Annotated in this window: 18 protein-coding genes; 10 read left to right on the top strand and 8 right to left on the bottom strand. The window is 58.6% G+C overall.

The genetic code is table 11. The features are described 5' to 3' along the window. Positions 1-12 precede the first annotated feature (12 nt). The 4 genes from AC13QY_RS24300 to AC13QY_RS24285 all read right to left on the bottom strand — a co-directional run bounded on the left by AC13QY_RS24300 (position 13) and on the right by AC13QY_RS24285 (position 4,438). The gene (locus AC13QY_RS24300; protein ID WP_488494032.1) at positions 13-1,533 is read right to left on the bottom strand and encodes a class I adenylate-forming enzyme family protein; all 1,521 of its coding nucleotides are present in this window, start codon (positions 1,531-1,533) and stop codon (positions 13-15) included. Between the two features lie 23 nt (positions 1,534-1,556). Further along, positions 1,557-2,312, bottom strand: coding sequence for an SDR family NAD(P)-dependent oxidoreductase (locus AC13QY_RS24295; protein WP_488494031.1), 756 nt, complete (start codon positions 2,310-2,312; stop codon positions 1,557-1,559). 66 nt (positions 2,313-2,378) lie between these two features. After that, positions 2,379-3,146, bottom strand: a complete 768-nt coding sequence (locus AC13QY_RS24290) for an enoyl-CoA hydratase-related protein (RefSeq protein WP_488494030.1) — start codon at positions 3,144-3,146, stop codon at positions 2,379-2,381. An 83-nt stretch (positions 3,147-3,229) separates the two neighbouring features. Next, positions 3,230-4,438 carry an ABC transporter substrate-binding protein gene (locus AC13QY_RS24285; protein WP_488494029.1) on the bottom strand — a complete coding sequence of 403 codons (1,209 nt, stop codon included), beginning with the start codon at positions 4,436-4,438 and terminating at the stop codon, positions 3,230-3,232. 270 nt (positions 4,439-4,708) lie between these two features. Here AC13QY_RS24285 and AC13QY_RS24280 point away from each other — a divergent pair, with 270 nt between their 5' ends. From AC13QY_RS24280 to AC13QY_RS24265, 4 genes are read left to right on the top strand one after another with little or no spacing between them, the layout of a single operon-like run. Beyond that, entirely contained in the window at positions 4,709-5,467 is a 759-nt protein-coding gene (locus tag AC13QY_RS24280; protein WP_028754285.1) for an ABC transporter ATP-binding protein, read from the top strand. Further along, positions 5,460-6,164 (top strand): ABC transporter ATP-binding protein, encoded by a 705-nt coding sequence (locus tag AC13QY_RS24275; protein WP_051264204.1) that lies wholly within the window; start codon positions 5,460-5,462, stop codon positions 6,162-6,164. Before AC13QY_RS24280 ends, AC13QY_RS24275 begins: the two co-directional genes overlap by 8 nt. 34 nt (positions 6,165-6,198) lie before the next feature. Next, positions 6,199-7,086, top strand: a complete 888-nt coding sequence (locus AC13QY_RS24270; RefSeq protein WP_488494028.1) for a branched-chain amino acid ABC transporter permease — start codon at positions 6,199-6,201, stop codon at positions 7,084-7,086. A 1-nt stretch (position 7,087) separates the two neighbouring features. Further along, on the top strand, positions 7,088-8,062 hold the full coding sequence (locus tag AC13QY_RS24265) for a branched-chain amino acid ABC transporter permease (protein ID WP_488494027.1): 975 nt from the start codon (positions 7,088-7,090) through the stop codon (positions 8,060-8,062). Positions 8,063-8,135: 73 nt separating this feature from the next. Here AC13QY_RS24265 and AC13QY_RS24260 read toward each other — a convergent pair whose 3' ends face one another. Beyond that, a complete protein-coding gene (locus AC13QY_RS24260; RefSeq protein WP_037136187.1) occupies positions 8,136-8,921 on the bottom strand; it encodes an SRPBCC family protein in 786 nt (261 codons plus the stop codon). 196 nt (positions 8,922-9,117) lie between these two features. Here AC13QY_RS24260 and AC13QY_RS24255 point away from each other — a divergent pair, with 196 nt between their 5' ends. From AC13QY_RS24255 to AC13QY_RS24240, 4 genes are read left to right on the top strand one after another with little or no spacing between them, the layout of a single operon-like run. Further along, positions 9,118-10,002, top strand: a complete 885-nt coding sequence (locus AC13QY_RS24255; RefSeq protein WP_488494026.1) for an FAD binding domain-containing protein — start codon at positions 9,118-9,120, stop codon at positions 10,000-10,002. Continuing rightward, positions 9,995-10,471 (top strand): (2Fe-2S)-binding protein, encoded by a 477-nt coding sequence (locus tag AC13QY_RS24250; RefSeq protein WP_028754280.1) that lies wholly within the window; start codon positions 9,995-9,997, stop codon positions 10,469-10,471. The genes AC13QY_RS24255 and AC13QY_RS24250 overlap by 8 nt, the downstream gene beginning before the upstream one ends. Beyond that, a complete protein-coding gene (locus AC13QY_RS24245) occupies positions 10,471-11,232 on the top strand; it encodes an N-acyl homoserine lactonase family protein (RefSeq protein ID WP_028754279.1) in 762 nt (253 codons plus the stop codon). The genes AC13QY_RS24250 and AC13QY_RS24245 overlap by 1 nt, the downstream gene beginning before the upstream one ends. Then, entirely contained in the window at positions 11,229-13,628 is a 2,400-nt protein-coding gene (locus AC13QY_RS24240) for a xanthine dehydrogenase family protein molybdopterin-binding subunit (protein WP_488494025.1), read from the top strand. Before AC13QY_RS24245 ends, AC13QY_RS24240 begins: the two co-directional genes overlap by 4 nt. 15 nt (positions 13,629-13,643) lie before the next feature. Here the strand turns inward: AC13QY_RS24240 and AC13QY_RS24235 are convergent, their stop codons facing one another. From AC13QY_RS24235 to paaN, 3 genes are all read right to left on the bottom strand, one after another. Next, positions 13,644-14,534, bottom strand: a complete 891-nt coding sequence (locus AC13QY_RS24235; RefSeq protein WP_488494024.1) for a winged helix-turn-helix transcriptional regulator — start codon at positions 14,532-14,534, stop codon at positions 13,644-13,646. Between the two features lie 524 nt (positions 14,535-15,058). Then, on the bottom strand, positions 15,059-17,110 hold the full coding sequence (locus AC13QY_RS24230; RefSeq protein WP_488494023.1) for a 3-hydroxyacyl-CoA dehydrogenase NAD-binding domain-containing protein: 2,052 nt from the start codon (positions 17,108-17,110) through the stop codon (positions 15,059-15,061). A gap of 57 nt (positions 17,111-17,167) precedes the next feature. Continuing rightward, a complete protein-coding gene (gene paaN, locus AC13QY_RS24225) occupies positions 17,168-18,835 on the bottom strand; it encodes a phenylacetic acid degradation protein PaaN (protein ID WP_488494022.1) in 1,668 nt (555 codons plus the stop codon). Positions 18,836-18,926: 91 nt separating this feature from the next. Between paaN and paaG the strand changes: the two genes are divergently transcribed. Continuing rightward, positions 18,927-19,715 carry a 2-(1,2-epoxy-1,2-dihydrophenyl)acetyl-CoA isomerase PaaG gene (gene paaG / locus AC13QY_RS24220; RefSeq protein WP_488494021.1) on the top strand — a complete coding sequence of 263 codons (789 nt, stop codon included), beginning with the start codon at positions 18,927-18,929 and terminating at the stop codon, positions 19,713-19,715. Further along, positions 19,712-20,161: a hydroxyphenylacetyl-CoA thioesterase PaaI gene (gene paaI, locus AC13QY_RS24215; RefSeq protein WP_028754273.1), complete on the top strand. Its 450-nt coding sequence runs from the start codon at positions 19,712-19,714 to the stop codon at positions 20,159-20,161. Before paaG ends, paaI begins: the two co-directional genes overlap by 4 nt. Positions 20,162-20,185: the final 24 nt, after the last annotated feature.

Raw genomic sequence — 20,185 nt, 5'->3', positions numbered from 1 at the left:
TATGGTACTGCATCATGCGCCGGGCAGGCTTTCCCTGAGTTTGATCCTCAGGATCTTGCCGGAGCCGGTGCGGGGAATTTCGTTGACGACATACACGCGGTCGGGCACCTTGTAGGCGGACAGGCGTTCCTTGCAGTGGCGCAGCAGGGTGTTCTGGTCGAAGAGGTCCGCCGACCTCAGCACCACGCAGGCGACGGGAACCTCCCCGAGCATGGTGTGAGGCATTCCAATCACTGCGCAATCCATGATCGCGTCGTGAAGGAGGATTGTTTCCTCGACCTCTGCGGGGGCAATATTCTGGCCGCCGCGGATGATGAGTTCCTTGAGCCGGCCGGTGATCGTCAGAAAGCCGTTCTCATCGCTCCTGGCAAGATCACCCGTATGATACCAACCGTTCACCACAGCCTTCTGCGTTTCGAGCGGCTTGTTGTGATAACCTTGCATCAGGTTGGGCCCTTTGCAGATCAGCTCACCCTCTATGCCGACCGGTACATCGAGACCGGTGTTTGGATCTACGAGGCGTACCGTGAGCCCCGGAAGCGGCAGACCGCACGATCCGGAGACCCGCCAGCGGCCGGGCCAGTTCATGGTCACCATTGTCGATGTTTCGGTGATCCCATAGCCGTCAAGCAAGGGCACGCCGAAAAACTCTTCGAAATCGTGATTAAGGGTTCCGGGCATGATCGCGCCGGCCGACACGCAAACCCTGACCGAGTCGAGGAGCTTCTCATTGCTCGCCTGGCAGGTCGACAGGAAATAATGAAAGACCGTCGGCACGCCGGGCATGAACGTGAAGCGGCCTGTGCGGAGGAGTTCTGTCGCCTGCGTTGTGGAGAATTTTTCCATAATGTATTCGCTGGCACCGGTCGCGATGATCGACAGCACCGCGATATTCAGGGCATAGGAATGGTAGAGCGGCAGCGTGTTGAGGACGACATCGTTACTGTTCATCCCAGCGATCGGAGCCCAGCACGCACTTGTGACCCACAGCATCGACCGCGTCGAGAGCAGCACGCCCTTTGGCTGGCCTGTCGTCCCGGAGGTGTAGACGATATAGGCGTGGCGGTCGACGTCCTGATCGTCTTCGAAGTCGACAGAGTTCACGAGATCGAAGACGGCATTATCGTTCGCCGTGATGAGGACGGCGCTCCGATCCAGCCGCCGCAGCAAGGACTCGGTCGCCGCGCGCAGGTCCGGTAGAGTAATGACGGCAACGCAATCGGAATCGGTGATGCGATAGCATGTTTCGGCTTCCGTCGATTCAATGCTGATCGGGACCGCCACGCCGCCGGCCCTAACCACGGCGAGGCATGCCACGACCCAATTGACGGAATTCGGCAGATAGATCGCGACCGCCTGACCCTTCTGTAGACCAAGAGCGATCAGACGTGCCGCCAGGCCCTCCGTTTCACGGTCAAGCTCCGCATAGGAGACTGATCTCGTCTTGTCCTCGAATGCCAATTTCTCCGCGTACAGGCGAGCGTTCCGCCGAAGAATCTCTCCGACAGGTGCAATGAGCTCGAAGTGTATCATTTCAGTTCCTCCCCTTCCTCCGGTTAGACCATCGCAAAGCCGCCGTTGACGCTGATGACCTGACCGGTTACCCAGGAGGATGCGCCAGAGGCAAGGAAAGCCACCATCGGCGCCACGTCGTCAGGCTTGCCGATTCGCCGCAGCGGATAGGCCTTGACGATCTTTTCGCGGTTCTTTTCGAGGAAGTCGGGATCGGAGTGCGAGGTCTCGATCAGGCCGAGCGAGACGGTGTTGACGGTGATGTTGTTGCGACCGAATTCCCGAGCAAGCGACTTGCCGAGCGCGATCGTGCCGCCACGCGCCGCCGCCGCCAGAGCAAGATTGGCCTCGCCGATGCGGGAGCTGTCGCCGACGAGATTGATTATCCTGCCGGAGTTCTGGGCGATCATCATTGGCGCAACCTCGTGGCAGCAATTGATCGCCCCATAGAGGCACACGTCGATCTGTTTTCTCCATTCGTCCGGCGTCGAATCCACAAAGCGCTGGTATTTGACGTAACCAGCATTATTGACGAGGATGTCGATCGTTCCGAAGTCCGACTTGATCGCGGTGACCATCGTCTTGACCTGAGCATTATCGCTGATATCCGCCTGATACGCCTTCGCCTTGCCGCCGCCAGCCTCGATTGACTGCACAACTGCTTGGGCCTCGTCTTTCGACCGGGCGTAATTTACCGCAATCATGGCGCCTTCGGCCGCAAGAGCTTTCGCGATATCGCCGCCGACATCGCGGCCGCCGCCCGTGACGAGCGCTACCTTGCCCTTGAGATTGGTTTCCATTGAATGTCTCCTTGGGATGAGATGCTGCCTTTGCAGCGGATTGATGGGTTCGTTGAAAACAGGCCTTCAGCGGCCCGTAAATCGTGGTGACCGTTTTTCGGCGAAGGCCTTGCGTCCCTCGGCGTAGTCGTCGCTGGAACTTGCGTGATCGATCAGCCTCTCAGCTTCGGCGCGGTCGAGAGCGCCCCGGGCGCAGCCATTGAGGATGAACTTCGCGCCCTTGATCGTCAGGGGTGCATTCGCGACCATGGCATTGGCGCGCTCCAAGGCGGCCGCGGTGGCATCATCCGCCAGCGTGTCGATGAAGCCGTTGCCAAGCGCCTGACTGGCGGTAAAACGGTTAGCCGAATAGAGAATTCTTTTCGCCTCTGTGACACCAACGAGCGAAAAGAGTTTGCGTGTCGCGGAGACGCCATAGACGATCGACAAGCGGGCGGCAGGAATACCAAACACGGCGCTTTGTTCTGCAATGCGGAAATCGCAGGACATGGCCAGATGTGCGGCGCCACCAAGGCAATAGCCGCGCAACACCGCGATCGTCGGCTTCGAGACGTCATAGATGGCATCGCCCGCAGCGTCGACGGCGACCTCGTAACGCGTACTTTCCTCCGCACCGCCCCTTACCGCATCGAACTCGTTGATATCGGCGCCGGCGGAAAAGTCCGCGCCGGCCCCGGTTAGCAGAATGGCGCGGACATCCGGATCCGAGTCGAACTGGCGGAACCGCTCGGCAACCTCGCACCACATGGCATAGGTCACGGCATTGCGTTGGTTGGGCCTGTTCAGTGTAACGATGGCGACGCCATCAGTTTTCTCGACCTTAATGTCAGTCATGACTGCTCATCTCTTCCTGCCGATCGCAACCGGGTTCGATGCTTGGGTGTGCCCGGCGCAGGAGAGCCGGGCACGTCTTTGGGTCACTTTTTGACCAGAGGGCACTGGCTTTCGGAGAGAGGACGGAAGGCCTGATCGCCTGGAATGGTGGTGACAAGCTTCAGAAGGTCCCATTCGCTCTTCGATTCAGCCGGTGTCTTGACCTGATAGACATACATGTCATGCACCATGCGGCCGTCCTCGCGGATTTTGCCGCCCTTGGCGAAGAAGTCATTGACCGGTGTTTCCTTCATCTTCGCCATCACCTGCTTCGTGTCGGTGGTTCCGACAGCCTTTACCGCTTGAAGGTAATGCATCGTCGAGGAGTAATCGCCCGCATCGCCCATATGTGGCGGACGGCCGACAAGCGCCTCGAATTTCTTGGCGAAGGCACGGGTTTCTTCGTCGCGATCCCAGTAGAAGGCGTTGGTCAGGATCATGCCCTGTGCGGTTTCAAGCCCGAGTGAATGGACGTCTGTATCCCACACGAGCAGGCCGGCCACGGCTTTGCCCGAGGATGCAAGACCGAATTCGGCGGCGGATTTCACGGCATTGACGAAGGTCGTTCCGGACCCTGCCATCGCAACGACATCCGCAGGCGAAGCCTGCGCCTGCAGCATGAAGGCGCTGTGGTCGGAGGTCTCAATGGGATAGCGAACCGCGCCCGAAACAGTGCCACCGTTGGTTTTGACGATCTGGCTTGCATCCGCCTCCAGCGCATGCCCGAAGGCATAATCGGCAGTCAGGAAGTACCAGTTCTTCTTGCCTTCCCGGATCAGTTCGTTCGCGGTGCCATTGGCCAGTGCGTAGGTATCGTACGAGTAATGGATGCTGTTTGGCGTGCAGCCGTCGTTCGTCAAACGCGACGAGCCGGATCCGTTAACGATCGCGATCTTGTCTTCGTCCTTGGCAACCTGCGTGACAGCCAGCGCGATACCAGAATTGATGAGATTGTTGATCATCGTCACGCCTTGCGACTCGTACCACTCCCGAGCGGTGGAGACGGCGACCTCAGGTTTGTTCTGGTGGTCGGCCACGACCACTTCCAGCGGACGGTCGAGCACTTTGCCGCCGAAATCTTCAACGGCCATTTTCACCGCAGCAATCGCCCCCTCGCCCGCCTCATGCGAGAACTGGCCACTGACATCGGTCAGGACGCCGATCCGAATCGGCCGCGATTCCTGTGCTTGGGCACCCATTCCCATAGCGGCGAAAGCCGCCGTGCAAGACAGCAAAATTCGCAGATGCTTCATCAATCCATCCTCCCAGATGCGGCACTGGAACTCCTCCTCAAGTGCCGACGTTAAACTTGCGCTATCATACTTGTTTCTGATTAAGAACCGGCGTTATGGTGCGCTGCACCCTTATGCCTGAGTAAGATAAGCAGAGTTTTCGCCGTCACGCAAGCTTGCATTATTAGACTTTATGTGTTTTTCTGAAATTGCCTCTTCTACTAGATGAGGCACGTGGCCCGGTTTCGACCCGGCCACCGGAGGAGAAAATCAAGCCGGTAGGGAGGACTCGTGCCGGAGAACGCACCCATCATCGAGGCGCGTAGTTTGACGCGCTCGTTCGGCGGTTTCATTGCCGTCAATAATGTCGACATCCAGATTCGGCCGGGGACCATCCACGCGCTGATCGGACCGAACGGCGCCGGCAAAAGCACGCTGTTCAATCTGCTGACCAAGTTTCTTTCGCCAAGCTCCGGTCAGATATTTTTTAAGGGTCGCGACATTACACAGATGGCGCCTGCCGACATCGCCCGGCTTGGCCTCGTCCGGTCCTTCCAGATCTCGTCGGTCTTTCCGCACCTCAGCGCCCTTGCAAACGTGCGCGTGGCGCTGCAGGCCCGCGAGCGGGAAACCTTCTCCTTCTGGAAGTCCAACCGGTGTCTGGAACGCCTTGACGAAGAGACGATGGCGCTCCTTGAAAGCGTTGGTCTCGCCGAAAAGGCCCGGACAAAAGCCAGCGAGCTTTCATACGGACGCAAGCGTGCGCTGGAACTGGCGACGACGCTCGCGCTCGAACCGGACGTGCTGCTGCTCGACGAGCCCATGGCCGGCATGGGCACGGAAGACATCGGCAGGACGGCGGCGTTGATCCGCCGCGTTGGCACGGGTCGCACGGTGCTGATGGTCGAGCACAATCTTGGCGTCGTCGCGGATCTTTCCGACACGATCACGGTGCTGCGCCGCGGGGAGGTGATTGCCGAGGGCACCTATGCTGACGTCTCGACGAACAGCGAAGTTCGCAAGGCCTATATGGGAGGAACCCATGGCTGAAACACTTTTAAACGTCAGCAATCTTCAGGCTTGGTATGGCGAAAGCCACGTGCTTCACGGCGTGGAATTCAACGTCAGGAAGGGCGAGGTTGTCACCCTGATCGGCCGCAACGGCGCCGGCAAGACCACGACCCTGCGCAGCCTGATCGGCGTCGTCAGCAAGCGGGCCGGCAGCAGCATCTACAAAGGTGTCGATCTTTTGCGGACACCGGCGCACAAAGTCGCCCGGCTCGGCATCGGCTACGTTCCGGAGGAGCGCGGCATTTTTTCAACGCTGAACGTCATCGAAAATCTGATGTTCCCGCCAGCCTGGCAAACGGGCGGGATGAGTGTAGAGGAAATCTACAGCCTCTTCCCGAATCTCAAGGGCCGCGACACCACGCCCGGCACGCGGCTTTCAGGCGGCGAACAGCAGATGTTGGCGATCGGACGCGTCCTGCGCACCGGCGCCGATTTCATCCTGCTCGATGAGCCGACCGAAGGCATCGCCCCCGTCATCGTCGAGGAGATCGGCGCGGGGCTGCGCATCCTCAAGGATCGCGGCATGACCATCATTCTCGTCGAACAGAACCTGCGCTTTGCGGCCTCCGTCGCCGACCGGCACTTCGTCCTCGACCAAGGAAAGGTCATCGACGAAATCTCCAATGATGCGCTCGACGCCAACATGGACCGGCTAAACCGATATCTGGGGGTTTGATTGCCATGCGCCCACTTCAACAGGTCAAAATCACATGACAGATTTTCTCGGGGTGCCGATACCCGTTCTCCTCGGCCAACTGCTACTCGGGCTGATCAACGGCTCATTCTACGCTCTGCTCAGCCTCGGGCTGGCGATCATCTTCGGCATGCTTAACGTCATCAATTTCGCCCATGGAGCGTTCTACATGCTGGGCGGCTTCGTCGCCTGGTACATGCTGTCGAGGCTCGGTCTTGGGTATTGGGGAACACTCGTCGCGGCCCCCATACTGGTCGGTTTCGCCGGCGTTGTGGTTGAAAAGCTGTTTCTGAGGCGGCTTTATCGCATGGACCATCTCTACAGCCTGCTCCTCACATTTGGCATCGCGCTGATGCTGGAAGGTCTGTTCCGACACGTCTTCGGCGCAGCCGGAAAACCGTATCCAGTTCCAGCGGCACTGACGGGCGGCATCAATCTCGGCTTCATGTTTCTGCCCATGTACCGCGCGTGGGTAATCGTCATCTCGCTCATTATCTGTCTGCTGACCTGGATTGCGATCGAGAGGACCAAGCTCGGCGCCTATCTGCGGGCGGCGACCGAAAACCCGTCGCTGGTCCAGGCCTTCGGTATCAACGTGCCACTCATGCTGACGCTAACCTATGCCTTCTGCGTCGGGCTCGCTGGCTTTGCCGGCGCGCTCGCGGCACCTCTCTATCAGGTCAGCCCCGGCATGGGCTCGAGCATCATCATCACGGTCTTCGCCGTCGTCGTGATCGGTGGCATGGGGTCGATCCGCGGCGCGATCGTCACTGCGCTTGGTCTTGGTATCATCGAAGGCCTCACCAAGACATTCTACCCGGCAGCCTCCTCGATCGCGGTTTTCGTCGTGATGGTGCTCGTGATCCTCATCCGGCCAGCTGGCCTGTTCAGCCGGGAGGCATGACATGAAAAGCGCAACCTTTTCCAATGCGGCCACCACCTCCGGTCACGGCCAGATGATCGGCCGCATCCTGATGCTCGCCATTGCGGGTATCATGCTGATTGCGCCACTCGTGGTCTATCCGCTCTTTCTCATCAAGATCCTCTGCTTCGTGTTGTTCGCGGCGGCCTTCAACCTTGTGCTCGGCTATGCAGGTCTTCTGTCCTTCGGACACGCCGCCTTCTTCGGCGGCGGTGCCTACATCGCGGCCCAGGCTGCAAAGGTATGGCAATGGCCATTCGAACTGGCGGTATTGGCTGGAACGCTGTTTGCGACCTTGCTGGGGCTCGCCTTTGGAGCGCTTGCCATCCGCCGTCACGGCATCTATTTCGCCATGATCACGCTGGCACTTGCTCAGATGGTCTATTTCATGGCGGTCCAGATGCCGTTCACAGGCGGTGAAGACGGCATTCAGGCTGTGCCCCGCGGTTATCTGCTCGGCCTGATCGATCTGAGGAACATCACCGCAATGTACTACACCGTGCTCGGCGGCACGGTCATCGGTCTCCTCGTTATCTGGCGCGCGGTCAAGTCGCCTTTCGGGCATACGCTGTCCGCAATTCGCGAAAACGAAACGCGTGTTATCTCGCTGGGCCTGAAGCCGGAGCGTTACAAGCTGATCGCATTCACGCTCTCAGCAGCTCTGGCGGGCTTTGCCGGTTCACTGAAAGCGATCTCCTTCCAGCTCGCATCGCTGGTCGATGTCACATGGCACATGTCCGGGGAAGTTATTCTGATGACCCTTCTCGGGGGCATGGGAACGCTCATTGGCCCGATCGTCGGCGCAACAATTGTCCTCGGGCTCGAGCATTTCCTGTCGACCAGTGGGCTGCCCATCACATTCATCATCGGCCTGTTCTTCGTGGTCTGTGTGATGATGTTCAGACGGGGCGTGTTCGGCGAACTTAAGCTCCTACTGGAGCGACGTAGGAGCGAATAGAAGTCTTCCTGTGCAAGCAAAAATTAAAAGGCCGAAGCTCGCGCTTCGGCTTTTTTGCTGGGGCGGGGAAAGGCTACTTTGACGTTCGCCCGAAGAGGTAGCCGATACTCGCCGCCATGACCAGCTGAACGATGCTGGCAAGATCGGGCGAGATGCGCGCCGGCAGATCGGGCGCGGAAGAAAGGCTCGGCAACAACCCACCATAGACGACCCAAAGGGCGACAAACACTGAAGCAAAGACCACCAGCCCAAGCACCGGCAGCGAGACGCCGGAGCCGGCCGTCGCTGCCGCCTGGGCGCGAGGTCGAACAACGGGCAGCGCAGGCATATCCAACTGCGACGAACCGGCTTTGGCCTGTAGCGGCATTGAATCGGCGCCTACCGACCCCGCGGCCATGGAGGCCTCCTGCGGGTTTTGTCGCACCTGAATTTCCTCGGCAAATCGCTTGAAGAACTGGCCGGCCATTTGTTTCGCCGTCACGTCGATCAATCGACCGCCAAGTTGCGAAAGCTTTCCGCCAATCTGCGCGTCCACGATGTAGTCTAATACGGTCCCGCCATCCGTTGCGGAAAGCTTGACTACAGCAATCCCCTTGGCGAATCCAGCAACGCCACCCTGCCCTTCGCCGGTTATCTTGTAGCCATTTGGAGGATCCAGATCTGACAGTGTTACCGCCCCCTGGAACCGTGCCTTGACCGGCCCGACTTTCATGACCGTGACGGCAGCCATTTCCGTGTCAGATGACTTCGTCAATTCCTGGCAGCCGGGGATACAGACCTTGAGCACCTCAGGATCGTTGAGCGCTTCCCAGACCTCTTCCTTGGTGGCCGGGATCAATTGTTGGCCAGACATTTCCATGGATAATCCTCCTCAACTGTCATCGGAACGGGAACGCCCCGCACGGCGCGAGCAGCGTGCTTGACATTCTCTTTTTAAGTCTAATAATGCAAGTCAAATATTCAATGAGCCTCATTGTTGGAGATGATGCCGGAGGAACACTTATGGCACGACCTTTAGTCAGAGCGGCGGCCACGCTGGCGCCACGGGCGAATCCATGAAGCCCGCGCAGTTCGATTATATCGCACCGACAACTGTGGAGGAAGCAGCGGCGGCACTCGCCGCATCGGCTGGTGACGGCAAGATCATCGCCGGTGGGCAGAGCCTGATGCCGATGATCAATTTCCGGCTGGTGAAGCCCGCCATCCTTATCGATATCAACCGGATCGTGGGATTGGATAAGATAGAGTTCGACCGCGGCCGGCTGAAGATCGGGGCAACTGTCCGTCATCGCATGACGGCCACCGATGCGCTCGTCGCCCGGCACCTGCCGATCATTCCTGACGCTATGCGTCACGTCGCGCACATGACTGTGCGCAACCGTGGCACGTTCTGCGGTAGCGTCGCGCATGCGGACCCGGCAGCCGAAATGCCGCTGATGACCCGCTTCCTCAACGGCACTATCATTGCCTTTTCCGAGCGTGGCGAGCGCCGCATCCCGGCCGCGGACTTCTTTACCGGTTCACTCGTCAATGCCCTTGAAGACGACGAACTCGTCATCGCAGTAGAAATCGATGCCATGCCTAAGGATGCGGGATGGGCCTTCGAAGAATTCGCCCGCCGCCACGGCGACTTTGCGCTTGCCTGCTTCGCAACAACTTTTTGCATCGAAAACGGTACGGCGAGCGGCGTTCGCATCGGCATGATGGGCGTCGGTGAAACCCCGCTGCGCCTGCCCGAAATCGAGGAGATTGTTGAGGGCACCGATCTTTCCGAACCCGTCCTCAATATGGTGGTAGAGAGACTGGCAAACATCCTCACCCCCAACTCAGATATCCACGCATCAGCGGATTATCGCAGGCACCTGTCTGGCGTATTGGCAAGGCGTGGGCTGCGTGCAGCATGGGGCCGCGCCAATGGGGAGATATCACGCCTTGGCTGACAAGCAGATCACTCTCAGCGTCAACGGCCAGTCCTATACGTGCACAGTTGAGCCCCGCGTGCTCCTCAGCGATGTCCTGCGGCATGAACTCGGGCTCACGGGAACCCATGTCGGCTGCGAACACGGTGTATGCGGCGCGTGCACCGTCCTTCTTGACGGGCGTAGCGCGCGCTCCTGCCTCACGCTCGCCGTTCAGGCAGAAGGTTTGGAGATCGAGACCATCGAGGGCCAGGGAAGCATCGACAGGCTCGGGCGCGTCCAGAAGGCGTTTCGGGAACACCATGGCTTGCAATGCGGCTTCTGCACGCCGGGCTTCATCATGGCTATCACCGATCTTCTTCGCCACCACTCGCTGGAAAGCGACGAGGAGATCCGTGAAGCGCTCTCCGGAAACATCTGTCGCTGCACGGGCTATGAGCACATCGTCAATGCCGTGCGCGAGTTGGCGCGGGAAAGAGGACCTCTCTAATGAAGATGCATTTTCTCGAGGGCGGCCGCCTGCGGATGCGCCGCTCGATCTTTGTAGCGGGAGCTGCAAAGGAAGAAACCACCGAACTGCCCGTGCATGCCGCGCTGATGCGCCATATCCGGGGCAATGTGCTCTTCGACAGCGGCTGCAATCCGGAAGCGGCGATCGATCCGCAGGCGCGTTGGGGCGGCCTCAGCAAGGTCATGACGCCAATCTTTTCACCGGAGCAGACCGTCGTCCACCAGCTCGAAGCCATCGGCCTGCAGCCCGACGACATCGACGTCGTCATTTGCTCCCATCTTCACCCCGACCATTGCGGATGCAATTCCTATTTCCGCAAGGCGACCATCCTGTGCCACGAAGCTGAGGCCGCGGCAGCCAAGGCCGAGGGTGCAGAAAATCTTGGCTATCTTCGAACGGAATGGGAACAGCCGCAGGGCTTCCAGACTTTCCATGCAGACCATGACGTGTTCGGCGATGGCCGTATCGTCGTCATGCCAATGCCCGGCCATACGCCGGGCATGAGCGTGGCGCGCGTCGAGCTGGAGAAGGACGGCAACTTCGTTCTCGCTTCGGATGCGGCACCCCTTCAGGCCAATGTCGAAACTGGTCTTGCGCCGAAAAACACGTGGGACATGGAAAAGGCAGCGACATCGCTCGCGCGGCTCAAGGCCTTACGCGACAGCGGCGATACGATTATCTCAGGCCATGACGACGTTCAGTGGCAGGGACTGAAAAAAGGTCCGGAGTGTTATGAATGACCCCTTCTGACCATTCCGTCGAGCTTCGCCCCAAACTGGTCGGCAAGCGCGTCAAGCGCACGGAGGATCCTCGTCTTCTGACCGGGATTGGGCAATATGTCGACGACATGGCGCCTGCCGGTATGCTTCATGTCGCGTTGCGCCGCTCCGACCAGCCTCATGCGAAAATCCTCAACATCGATGTTGGTGACGCATTCTCGGTCCCGGGTATCGTCGCGATCTATGATGCAAGCGATATCGAGGGAGAGATAAAGCCTGCCATTCCGACCTCACGGATGCCGGGCTATTACGCCACGCCGATCTGGCCGCTAGCACGTGGCAAGGTCCGCTATGTCGGCGAACCGGTCGTTGCCGTCGTGGCGGAGAGCCGCTATGCCGCCGAGGACGCGCTGGAACACATTACCATCGAATACGAGCCCCTTCCCTTCGCGATCCGGCAGGTCGATGCGGTCAAGGATGACGCGCCGCTCGTGCATGAAGAGGCGGGAACGAATACGATCATCCGCCGCGAATTCAAGCGCGGCGATGTCGACGAAGCCTTCAAGGACGCGGCGGTGACCGTAAGGGGCCGGTTCAGAATGACCCGCAAGACGGCTGTGGCAATGGAGAACCGATCCTATCTCGCCGAATGGAATAGTCGCAAGCAATCGCTGACGCTTTATACCTCCTCAAACATACCAGGCGTCATCCGCGACGTGCTCTCCGGCTGTCTCGATCTTCCTGGAACGCGGATGCGCGTCGTTGCGCCGGATGTCGGCGGCAGCTTTGGTGGCAAGGGATCGCTCTACGGCGAGGAAATTCTCGTCTGCGCACTGGCGCGGAAGCTGAAGCGGCCCGTAAAATACATCAGCGACCGTCTCGAAGATCTTTCCGCCACCAGCCAGGCGTTCGACGAACTGATCGAGGCGGAACTGGCGGTTACAAAAGACGGTACGCTGATCGGCCTCCGTGCTGATGTGATCGGCGATGTGGGCGCGTATTCGATCTATCCATGGACCGCGGCGCTCGAAACGGTGCAGGTCGTCAGTTTCCTTCCCGGCCCCTACCGGATGGAACATTACCGCGGCCGCATTCGCGGCGTGCTGACCCCGAAACCGCCCACCGGCCCATATCGCGGCGTCGGGCGCCCCTCGTCCACCTTCGCAATGGAGCGTCTGATCGAAATGGCGGCGCGTAAACTGGGCATGGACCCGGTCGAGTTTCGCCGAAAGAATCTTGTGAGGGATGACGAATTTCCCTACCGCACTGCCTCCGGCATCATCTGGGACAAGTCTGCCTTTCAGGAGTGTCTCGAAGGCGCTTGCAGACATGTCGATTATCCAGTGCTGGTTCGCGAGCGTGACGAGGCGAGAAAGGCCGGCCGCTGGGTCGGCATCGGGCTTGCGAGCTATGCGGAACTCACTGGCATCGGATCGCGTATTTCGGTTGCCCCTGGCATGCCGATCAATACCGGGACCGAAACATCGAAAATCGAGATTGACGCGACCGGCGCGATCACGGCCGCCTTCGGCATTTCTTCCCACGGTCAAGGTCTGGAGACGACGCTGGCGCAGGTTATCTCTGACGAACTCGGTTGCAAGCTGGAAGACATTGAGGTCAAGCACGGCGACAGCGCTCTTGTCCCAATGGCGAGCGGCACCTATGCCAGTCGCTCGGCCGTGCTCGGCGGCGGCGCCGCAACGCTTGCCGCTCGCGTTGTCAAAGGAAAGGTGCTGCGCGCAGCAGCCTATCTGATGGAGCAAAAAGTGGAGGACCTGGACATCCACGACGGCATTATCAGCAGCCGGAACTCGAACTTGTCGATGACGTTGAAAGAGGTCGCTTCCGCCGTTTATAGCCAGATGGGCCGTATTCCGCGCGACCAGCGCGAGGACCTGACCGCATCGGAGACCTATGACCCCTATCTCGGAACAGCCTGCTCATCGACGCATCTGGCCATGGTCGAGGTCGATCCAGAAACCTATGGCGTGAAGATCCTCCGCTATGTGGTGGCGGAGGATTGCGGCAAGATCATCAACCCGATGATCGTGGACGGACAGGTTCATGGCGCGGTGGCGCAGGGAATTGGGGCGGCCTTGCTCGAAGAAATCGTCCATGACGATCAGGGACAGGCGGTGGCCGCCAGCCTGGCGGATTATCTTGTGCCGGTCGCGAGCAGCGTGCCCGAAATCGGCATCGTCCATATCGAGGCCGATCTACCCAACAATATCGGTGGCTTCCGCGGTATGGGCGAAGGCGGCACGATCGGTGCACCGGCGGCAATCGCTAACGCCGTATCCGACGCACTGGCTCATCTCGGCGTGTCCGTGGAGACACTCCCGGTCACGCCCGAAAGAATCTTCCAGATGCTCCGCGAGAGACGTCAGACTTCCACGGAAGCGACAGGCGCGCCGTAATCGATGGCCGACCGGCTATAGGTCGAACTGATATCGGAGCACATAGTCGGTATCCTTGGCCGCGATCGGCTTGCGGCACTCCGAGCACACGACGATCGCCGAGAAGTCCTGACCACAGGCCTTGTGGCGCAGCCTCATTGGGGGCTTGCCGTCAGCCAGCCAACGGTCCCCCCATGCCATCATCACCAGCATTGGCTTGTAGAGATCGAGACCCATTTCACTGAACCGATATTCGAACCGCTCGCCGGAATTGTACGGGACCTTCCGAAACACGCCGGCCTGCACCAGCCGCGCCAGACGGTCGGACAGGATATTCGTCGCGATCCCGAGATTTTCCCGCATTTCTTCGTAACGCCGCACGCCGTTCCATCCTTCCCTGAGGATCAGAAAACTCCAGCGGTCTCCAATAATCCCCAGCGTGCGTGCCACCGAACACGGTCGGACCCTCTCCAAGAGGCTAGGATCGGAGCTTCGTCGCGATGTGGGGCGATTTTCAACTGGAGCATAGCCTGCCCCAGGCCCGTCCCTCGGTGCCACCTCCTTGGCGGTGAATGGCTGAAGACATTCACCGCAGACGGTTACAGGATGGCAATTGCAGCCGCAGCTCTTGTGGATGAGTTGGAGGGGTGGCTCGCTTGAGCCGGTCAGCCACTTGTCACCAAACTCCATAAGAGAGAGCATTGTTGGGAAAAGATCTTTGCCACGCACCGTCAAAAAATACTGCTGCCCTGGTTCGTTCGGTCGTTTCCCGGTGCTTAGGATTTCGTTTGCGACAAGCGCAGACAGTCTGGAGGAGAGGGTCTGCCGCGGAATTCCCAACCGCTGCTGAAACTTGTCGAACCTGCGCACCCCAAAATAGGCTTCCCGAAGGATCAGGAAGTTCCAGGTATCCAGAACAATCTCCATGGTCCGACGCACGGATGATTGCCGCTGCATAGACAGGGGCTTACCCGATGAGGCCAAGGTAGTGTTTTCAATCTTTGTTGTAGTTACGTCATTCACGGACTAAAACCTACTCGCAAATAGGGCCACGTTTGCCAACAGATATAGACGGCAAAGTCTGATAATGAAAGTCAAAGCGAGCCCCACCCCTTATAAGTTGGGATGCCTTCCCGCGTTCAATCAGCGATGCGGAAGTAGTAAACGACGGTGACGGTTTATTTGAAGAGTGGCTCGTTTTTCCAAATTGCGCGATGTTTGTTCAAGGGGGAATGCTCCGGCGGGCGATTGAAATGGTCCCGCTTTTGCCGCGTTTCACTTAAAGGACGATAATGAAAATCCGGCTTTTCACCTTTAGCGTATCGGTATGAAGATCAGGTACGAATATGCACCGCGGAGCAACCGGCTTCGGCCTGTCGCGCGGATCGGGCCCTCCGCCGACATGGGCAAACTCGTCGATGCACGATCGCGCCACGAGAGAGACTGCTCCATCAGCCCCCGAACGAGCCCGAAACGACCGCTTCAACCAAGCCTCGTGATGGCGTTGGAGCGAGCCCCTGCGACGACAGATCCTTAAGCCGTTCAACGACGTTAGTGAGACCGACCTCCAGTCCATAGTGCATTAAGCCACCTCGCCAACGCGGGAAGCCGTATCCGTGGATTTCCACGAGATCGATATCGGCAGCACAAAGGGCTATCCTTTCGTCCAAAATCGCCGCTCCCTCGCTGATCATGGGGAAGATGATAGCTTCGGCAATAGTTTCACCGTCCCATGGAAAAGACGGGCGATCACCAGCTTCGCTGGCGATAATTCCCGCAACGACGTCCGACGGAAGTGGCTTGCGGTCACCGGGAGCGTAGTCGTACCAGCCGCCCGATGTTTTCTGGCCCAAGCGTCCAATCTCACACAGCCTATCAGCGATGGGGGCAAATACTGCCTCACCCCGAGTCCTCGCCGCCTTCCTCTGAAAGGCGGCAATATCAAGTCCGCCAAGATCCTGAGCTTCAAAAGGTCCCATCGGCATACCAAACTGCCTCATGGCGGCGTCGACAGCAGACGGCGTTGCGCCTGCAAGGAGAAGGCGCTCGGCCTGCGCACGGGTAACTTTAAGCAAGCGATTGCCGATAAAGCCATCGCATACACCGGCGCGGATTGGAATTTTCCCGAGCAAGCGAGCCAAGGCGATCCCTCTTGCAACGGCCTCTGGACTTGTCACAGAGGTCGGCACGATTTCCAAAAGCTTCATGACGTTGGCTGGGCTGAAGAAGTGCAGGCCGAGGAACCGCTCCGGGTTCTCTACGTGCGCCCCAATCTGGTTGGGGTCGAGATACGACGTATTGGTGGCCAGAAGGGCCTCTGCACTGCAAGCTTCAGAAAGGCTCTTGAAGACAGCTTGCTTGACAACCAAATCTTCGAAGACGGCTTCGATCACCAGATCAACATCTTTGAGCGTGTCGTAATCCGTGGACGTCTGCACCCCCGCAAGGCGATCTGCGGCGAGTTCAGCCGTTAACCGGCTACGCTTCACCAAGCCGTCGAAAATGGCGCGGACGTTGGACAGACCTCGTTCTGCAGCCTCTTCATCCCTCTCGATCAGGATAACAGGAAGTCCGGCGTTTCTAAGAGCAGCAATGATGCCCGCCCCCATCGTGCCGCCGCCGACGACCGCAGCCGAACGAATTTCCAGCGCGGGTACGCCATTCAGTTCCGGAGGACGCGGGGCAGCGCGTTCCGCAAAAAACACATGTCGCAACGCCGCAGCCTGTTTGGAAGCCCGAAGGTCCAGGAATGTGCTTCTCTCGAAAGCCATTGCGGCATGGAAGTCGACCTCGGTGGCGTTACGAATGGAAGCCAACGCCTTAGAGGGCGCTATCTCCCCCTTTGACTTGGATCTGACAGTGGACTCGGCTTGGCCCCAGAAGTCGCCGTCCTTTTGTGGTGCACTGCGCAGGGAGAGTGGTGGCGGCTTCGGCAGACCGATAATCGATTGCGCATAGGAGACTGCGCCCTCCCGAAGATCACCTTCCACGACGGTATCTATCAGACCGAGAACCCGCGCCTTATCGGTACCGATCACTGCTCCGGACGTCGCGAGGTCAACGGCAGCCTCGACACCGATCAGTCGCGGCAGACGGACTGTGCCGCCTGCGCCGGGAATGATCCCAAGTTTCACTTCCGGAAGGCCGAAGTTTGTCTTGGGCGCGGCGAGTCGATAACTGCAGCCCAGAGCTATCTCCAAGCCACCACCGAGCGCGTTGCCGTGTATCGCAGCCACCCAAGGTTTCTTGGCATGCTCGATCGATGCGACAACATCCGGCAGATGCGGTGCCTCAGGTGGCTTACCGAATTCATTCACATCAGCGCCAGCGATAAACGTGCGACCCTCGCATGCCAGCACAACAGCCTCGACAGCGGGCTCAGCATCCAGGCGGATAACAGCATCTAAAAGGTCGTGCCGCAGGTGTTTGGACAAGGCGTTGACGGGCGGATTATCGATTGAAACAACAGCAATCTGGCCCTGATATGAAGTGGTCACGGTCATATGAGAATCTCATGTGGTCGATGAGCGAAAGGAAGAAGATTCGGTTGGACGGGCGACCTATTCAGCAGCTTCCTGAAATGGTTTTCTCCACATCGCCACACGGAACCGATTCGCCACGAATGCAGCGTCGGTTAGACTTGCATTTCCCGCCGGATTGCCGCCAGTGACATGAAAATCGCTGAACGCGGCACTCTGGTTGACGAAAATGCCGCCGGTGAGATTGACTGACAGATTCACCCCAGCTCGGGCGAATCGATTTGCGGCAAAATCAATGTCGTCAACGTTCGTGCTATACAGAGCTGCTGTTATAGCTCCCTTTTTCGACGCCAACGCAGTTGCGCGGTCGATGCCATCTCGAACATCATCCACCGGTATGACGAACGAAATCGGACCGAACCGTTCTTCGCCATAAGTGTCGCTGGCGTCGGGTTCGACTGCCACGATAAGTGGCGTAGCAGTTCTGGCATCGCCCTGCCCCTCGACTGCTGAAGAGTCTCGGATGAGACGACCGAGCGTCCTGCCGCTGTCTACACGCTCTAGTGTGGCAGGGTTCGCGATCGCTCCACAGACGCCCGCCGCTCTGGCCGGGTCCGCAAGTAGCCTGTCGACGGCGGAGGCGATGCCATTTGCGACCTCGTTGAACGTCTTTGCACCTTCGTTCGTCTCAATCCCCTTACTCGGGATGAAGATATTTTGCGGAGACGTGCACATCTGCCCACTATAGAGCGACAGAGAGAACGCCAGATTGTCGCACATCCCGGCAAAGTTCTCGGTCGAGCCTATAACTACAGAGTTTATCCCGGCTTCCTCTGTGTAAACGTCACCTTGTGTGTTGTTTTTAATCCATTCCCCGAATGACGTTGAACCGGTGTAATCTATAATAGCGACATCGCGGTGACTTAAGAGGTCCCGCGTGATTTCAGAACCTGCCGTATCTGGACCAAGCAAAATTGCATCTGGTGGAAGACCCTGCTCAGCAAGGACCTGGCGTACGATGTCGACTGTCATTGCCAAGGGAAGGATAGCGGAGGGGTGAGGCTTCACAATCACGGTGTTGCCGCACGCTAGGCTCGCAAAAAGCCCGGGATAGCTATTCCACGTCGGAAAAGTGTTGCATCCGATGACGACTGATATGCCCTTTGGTATGATTCGCCAATGTTTTTCCAGCACAATGGGTTCGCCCTTGCCTTGGGGCTTCGACCAAATGGCTTTGGACGGCACCTTCTTCATTTCCGCGTAGGCATAGGCGACAGCCTCAAGTCCTCGTTCTTGAGCGTGAGGCCCACCAGCCTGAAAAGCCATCGCAAACGCTTGTCCGCTCGTATGCATCACCGCATTCGCAATTTCAAAGCTTCGATTGTTCAGACGAACCAACGCTTCCAGGCAAGACCCGACACGAGCCTCCGGCTCGACTTCCGCCCACGCTTTTGAAGCTGCCTTTGAGGCGTTCACCAAGGTGTTGATGGAGGCAGATGGATAGGTGATGCCAAGGCGAAATCCATATGGTGAAACCTCGTTTCCGATAGGCGCCTCAGCCGGATGATCAGGCAGATTAAACGGCTTTCCAAGTCTTGAATCGAACGCGGCAGCTGCATCGGCCTTGGCGGATTCGCCATATATTTTCCCGCTGGGAACCTCGGAAAATGCTGACCAATATGTGCGCTCTTGGGTTGCCTGCACAGCCCGCTCCAGCAGGACCCAATGTCTTTCAAACAATTCGCTCAAGAAAGCCTCCCTTGTTGCAGAGAATACAATTGACCGACCGGTCGGTTTATGCAAGTCTTTTTTATCGCCCTGTCGCGGCCGAGGAGGAAATATGCTCGAGATCGATACTGTCCTTGAGGACTTCAGCCAGGGCTTATTGCGCCTGACGCTCAACCGACCCGACAAGCTCAACTCGTTCAACGAGGATATGCATCTCGCCCTTCGACGGGGCCTTGAGCGTGCGCGCGATGATGCAGAGATTCGCGCGGTCCTTCTGACGGGCTCGGGTCGGGGCTTCTGCGCTGGGCAAGACCTGGGAGACCGCGATCCCCGCAAAGGTACGCCTGATCTCGGGCACACAATCGAGACCTATTACAACCCCCTGCTCCGCCTTATCAGGACAATCGAAAAGCCGATCGTCTGCGCCGTGAATGGGGTCGCCGCTGGCGCAGGCGCAAACATCGCACTTGCCTGCGACATCACGTTGGCCGCTCGCTCATCTCGCTTCATTCAGGCGTTCGCAAAGATAGGCCTTGTCCCGGACTCGGGCGGAACCTGGAGCTTGCCTCGCATGATCGGGGAAGCACGTGCAAAGGCCCTGGTGCTGACCGCTGAGCCTTTGAGTGCGGAAAAGGCAGCTGACTGGGGCCTGATCTGGAAGGCTGTTGACGACGAACAGCTCCTGGATGAAGCCACGAAGCTGGGACAGCAGCTCGCAAGCGGTCCGACGAAAGGACTGGGACTTACAAAGCGAGCAATCCAGGCTGCCGCAACGAACTCTCTTGATCAACAGCTTGACCTCGAACGCGACCTTCAGCGTGAGGCAGGCCACAGTGCTGATTATGCCGAGGGTGTCTCTGCCTTCCTCGACAAACGGAAGCCGGAGTTCAAGGGACAATGAGCGTTGCTGAACAGCTCTCACCGCAAGAGCTTGCTGAGGCATGCGCCAAAGCCATGTGGGCAAATGACCACGCGTCTCAGTTCTTGAACATGAAGCTGATCGAGGTGGCACCTGGCAAAGCTTCGATCCAGATGACAGTCACGCGATGCATGCTGAATGGTCATCAATCCTGTCATGGTGGGTACATATTCACGGTGGCGGATTCGGCCCTCGCCTTCGCCTGCAACGGCTACAACCAGTGGACAGTGGCCCAACATTGTTCAGTGACGTTTATCGCTCCGGCCTTCGAAGGCGATGTCCTTACAGCGAGCGCAAAGGAAGTCTCCCGACGGGGTCGCGGAGGTATCTATGACGTGACCGTCGTCAACCAACAGGGTGAACAGATTGCCGAATTCCGGGGTCATTCTCGGACGGTCAAAGGCACGCACATTCCTGAAAATCGGTAGCCGGCTGACGCGTTAATTCCTTGG

Source organism: Martinezella sp. CNPSo 3795 (genome assembly GCF_057784475.1).
This window is presented reverse-complemented; position numbering and strand designations above follow the sequence as displayed.

Coding starts and splice junctions, on each gene's coding strand:
- AC13QY_RS24300 (WP_488494032.1), bottom strand. CDS start 1,533: ATGATACACTTCGAGCTCATTGCACCTGTCGGAGAGATTCTTCGGCGG.
- AC13QY_RS24270 (WP_488494028.1), top strand. CDS start 6,199: ATGACAGATTTTCTCGGGGTGCCGATACCCGTTCTCCTCGGCCAACTG.
- AC13QY_RS24235 (WP_488494024.1), bottom strand. CDS start 14,534: ATGGAGATTGTTCTGGATACCTGGAACTTCCTGATCCTTCGGGAAGCC.
- AC13QY_RS24285 (WP_488494029.1), bottom strand. CDS start 4,438: ATGAAGCATCTGCGAATTTTGCTGTCTTGCACGGCGGCTTTCGCCGCT.
- AC13QY_RS24240 (WP_488494025.1), top strand. CDS start 11,229: ATGACCCCTTCTGACCATTCCGTCGAGCTTCGCCCCAAACTGGTCGGC.
- AC13QY_RS24290 (WP_488494030.1), bottom strand. CDS start 3,146: ATGACTGACATTAAGGTCGAGAAAACTGATGGCGTCGCCATCGTTACA.
- paaG (WP_488494021.1), top strand. CDS start 18,927: ATGCTCGAGATCGATACTGTCCTTGAGGACTTCAGCCAGGGCTTATTG.
- AC13QY_RS24295 (WP_488494031.1), bottom strand. CDS start 2,312: ATGGAAACCAATCTCAAGGGCAAGGTAGCGCTCGTCACGGGCGGCGGC.
- paaI (WP_028754273.1), top strand. CDS start 19,712: ATGAGCGTTGCTGAACAGCTCTCACCGCAAGAGCTTGCTGAGGCATGC.
- AC13QY_RS24245 (WP_028754279.1), top strand. CDS start 10,471: ATGAAGATGCATTTTCTCGAGGGCGGCCGCCTGCGGATGCGCCGCTCG.
- AC13QY_RS24230 (WP_488494023.1), bottom strand. CDS start 17,110: ATGACCGTGACCACTTCATATCAGGGCCAGATTGCTGTTGTTTCAATC.
- AC13QY_RS24265 (WP_488494027.1), top strand. CDS start 7,088: ATGAAAAGCGCAACCTTTTCCAATGCGGCCACCACCTCCGGTCACGGC.
- AC13QY_RS24275 (WP_051264204.1), top strand. CDS start 5,460: ATGGCTGAAACACTTTTAAACGTCAGCAATCTTCAGGCTTGGTATGGC.
- AC13QY_RS24255 (WP_488494026.1), top strand. CDS start 9,118: ATGAAGCCCGCGCAGTTCGATTATATCGCACCGACAACTGTGGAGGAA.
- AC13QY_RS24260 (WP_037136187.1), bottom strand. CDS start 8,921: ATGGAAATGTCTGGCCAACAATTGATCCCGGCCACCAAGGAAGAGGTC.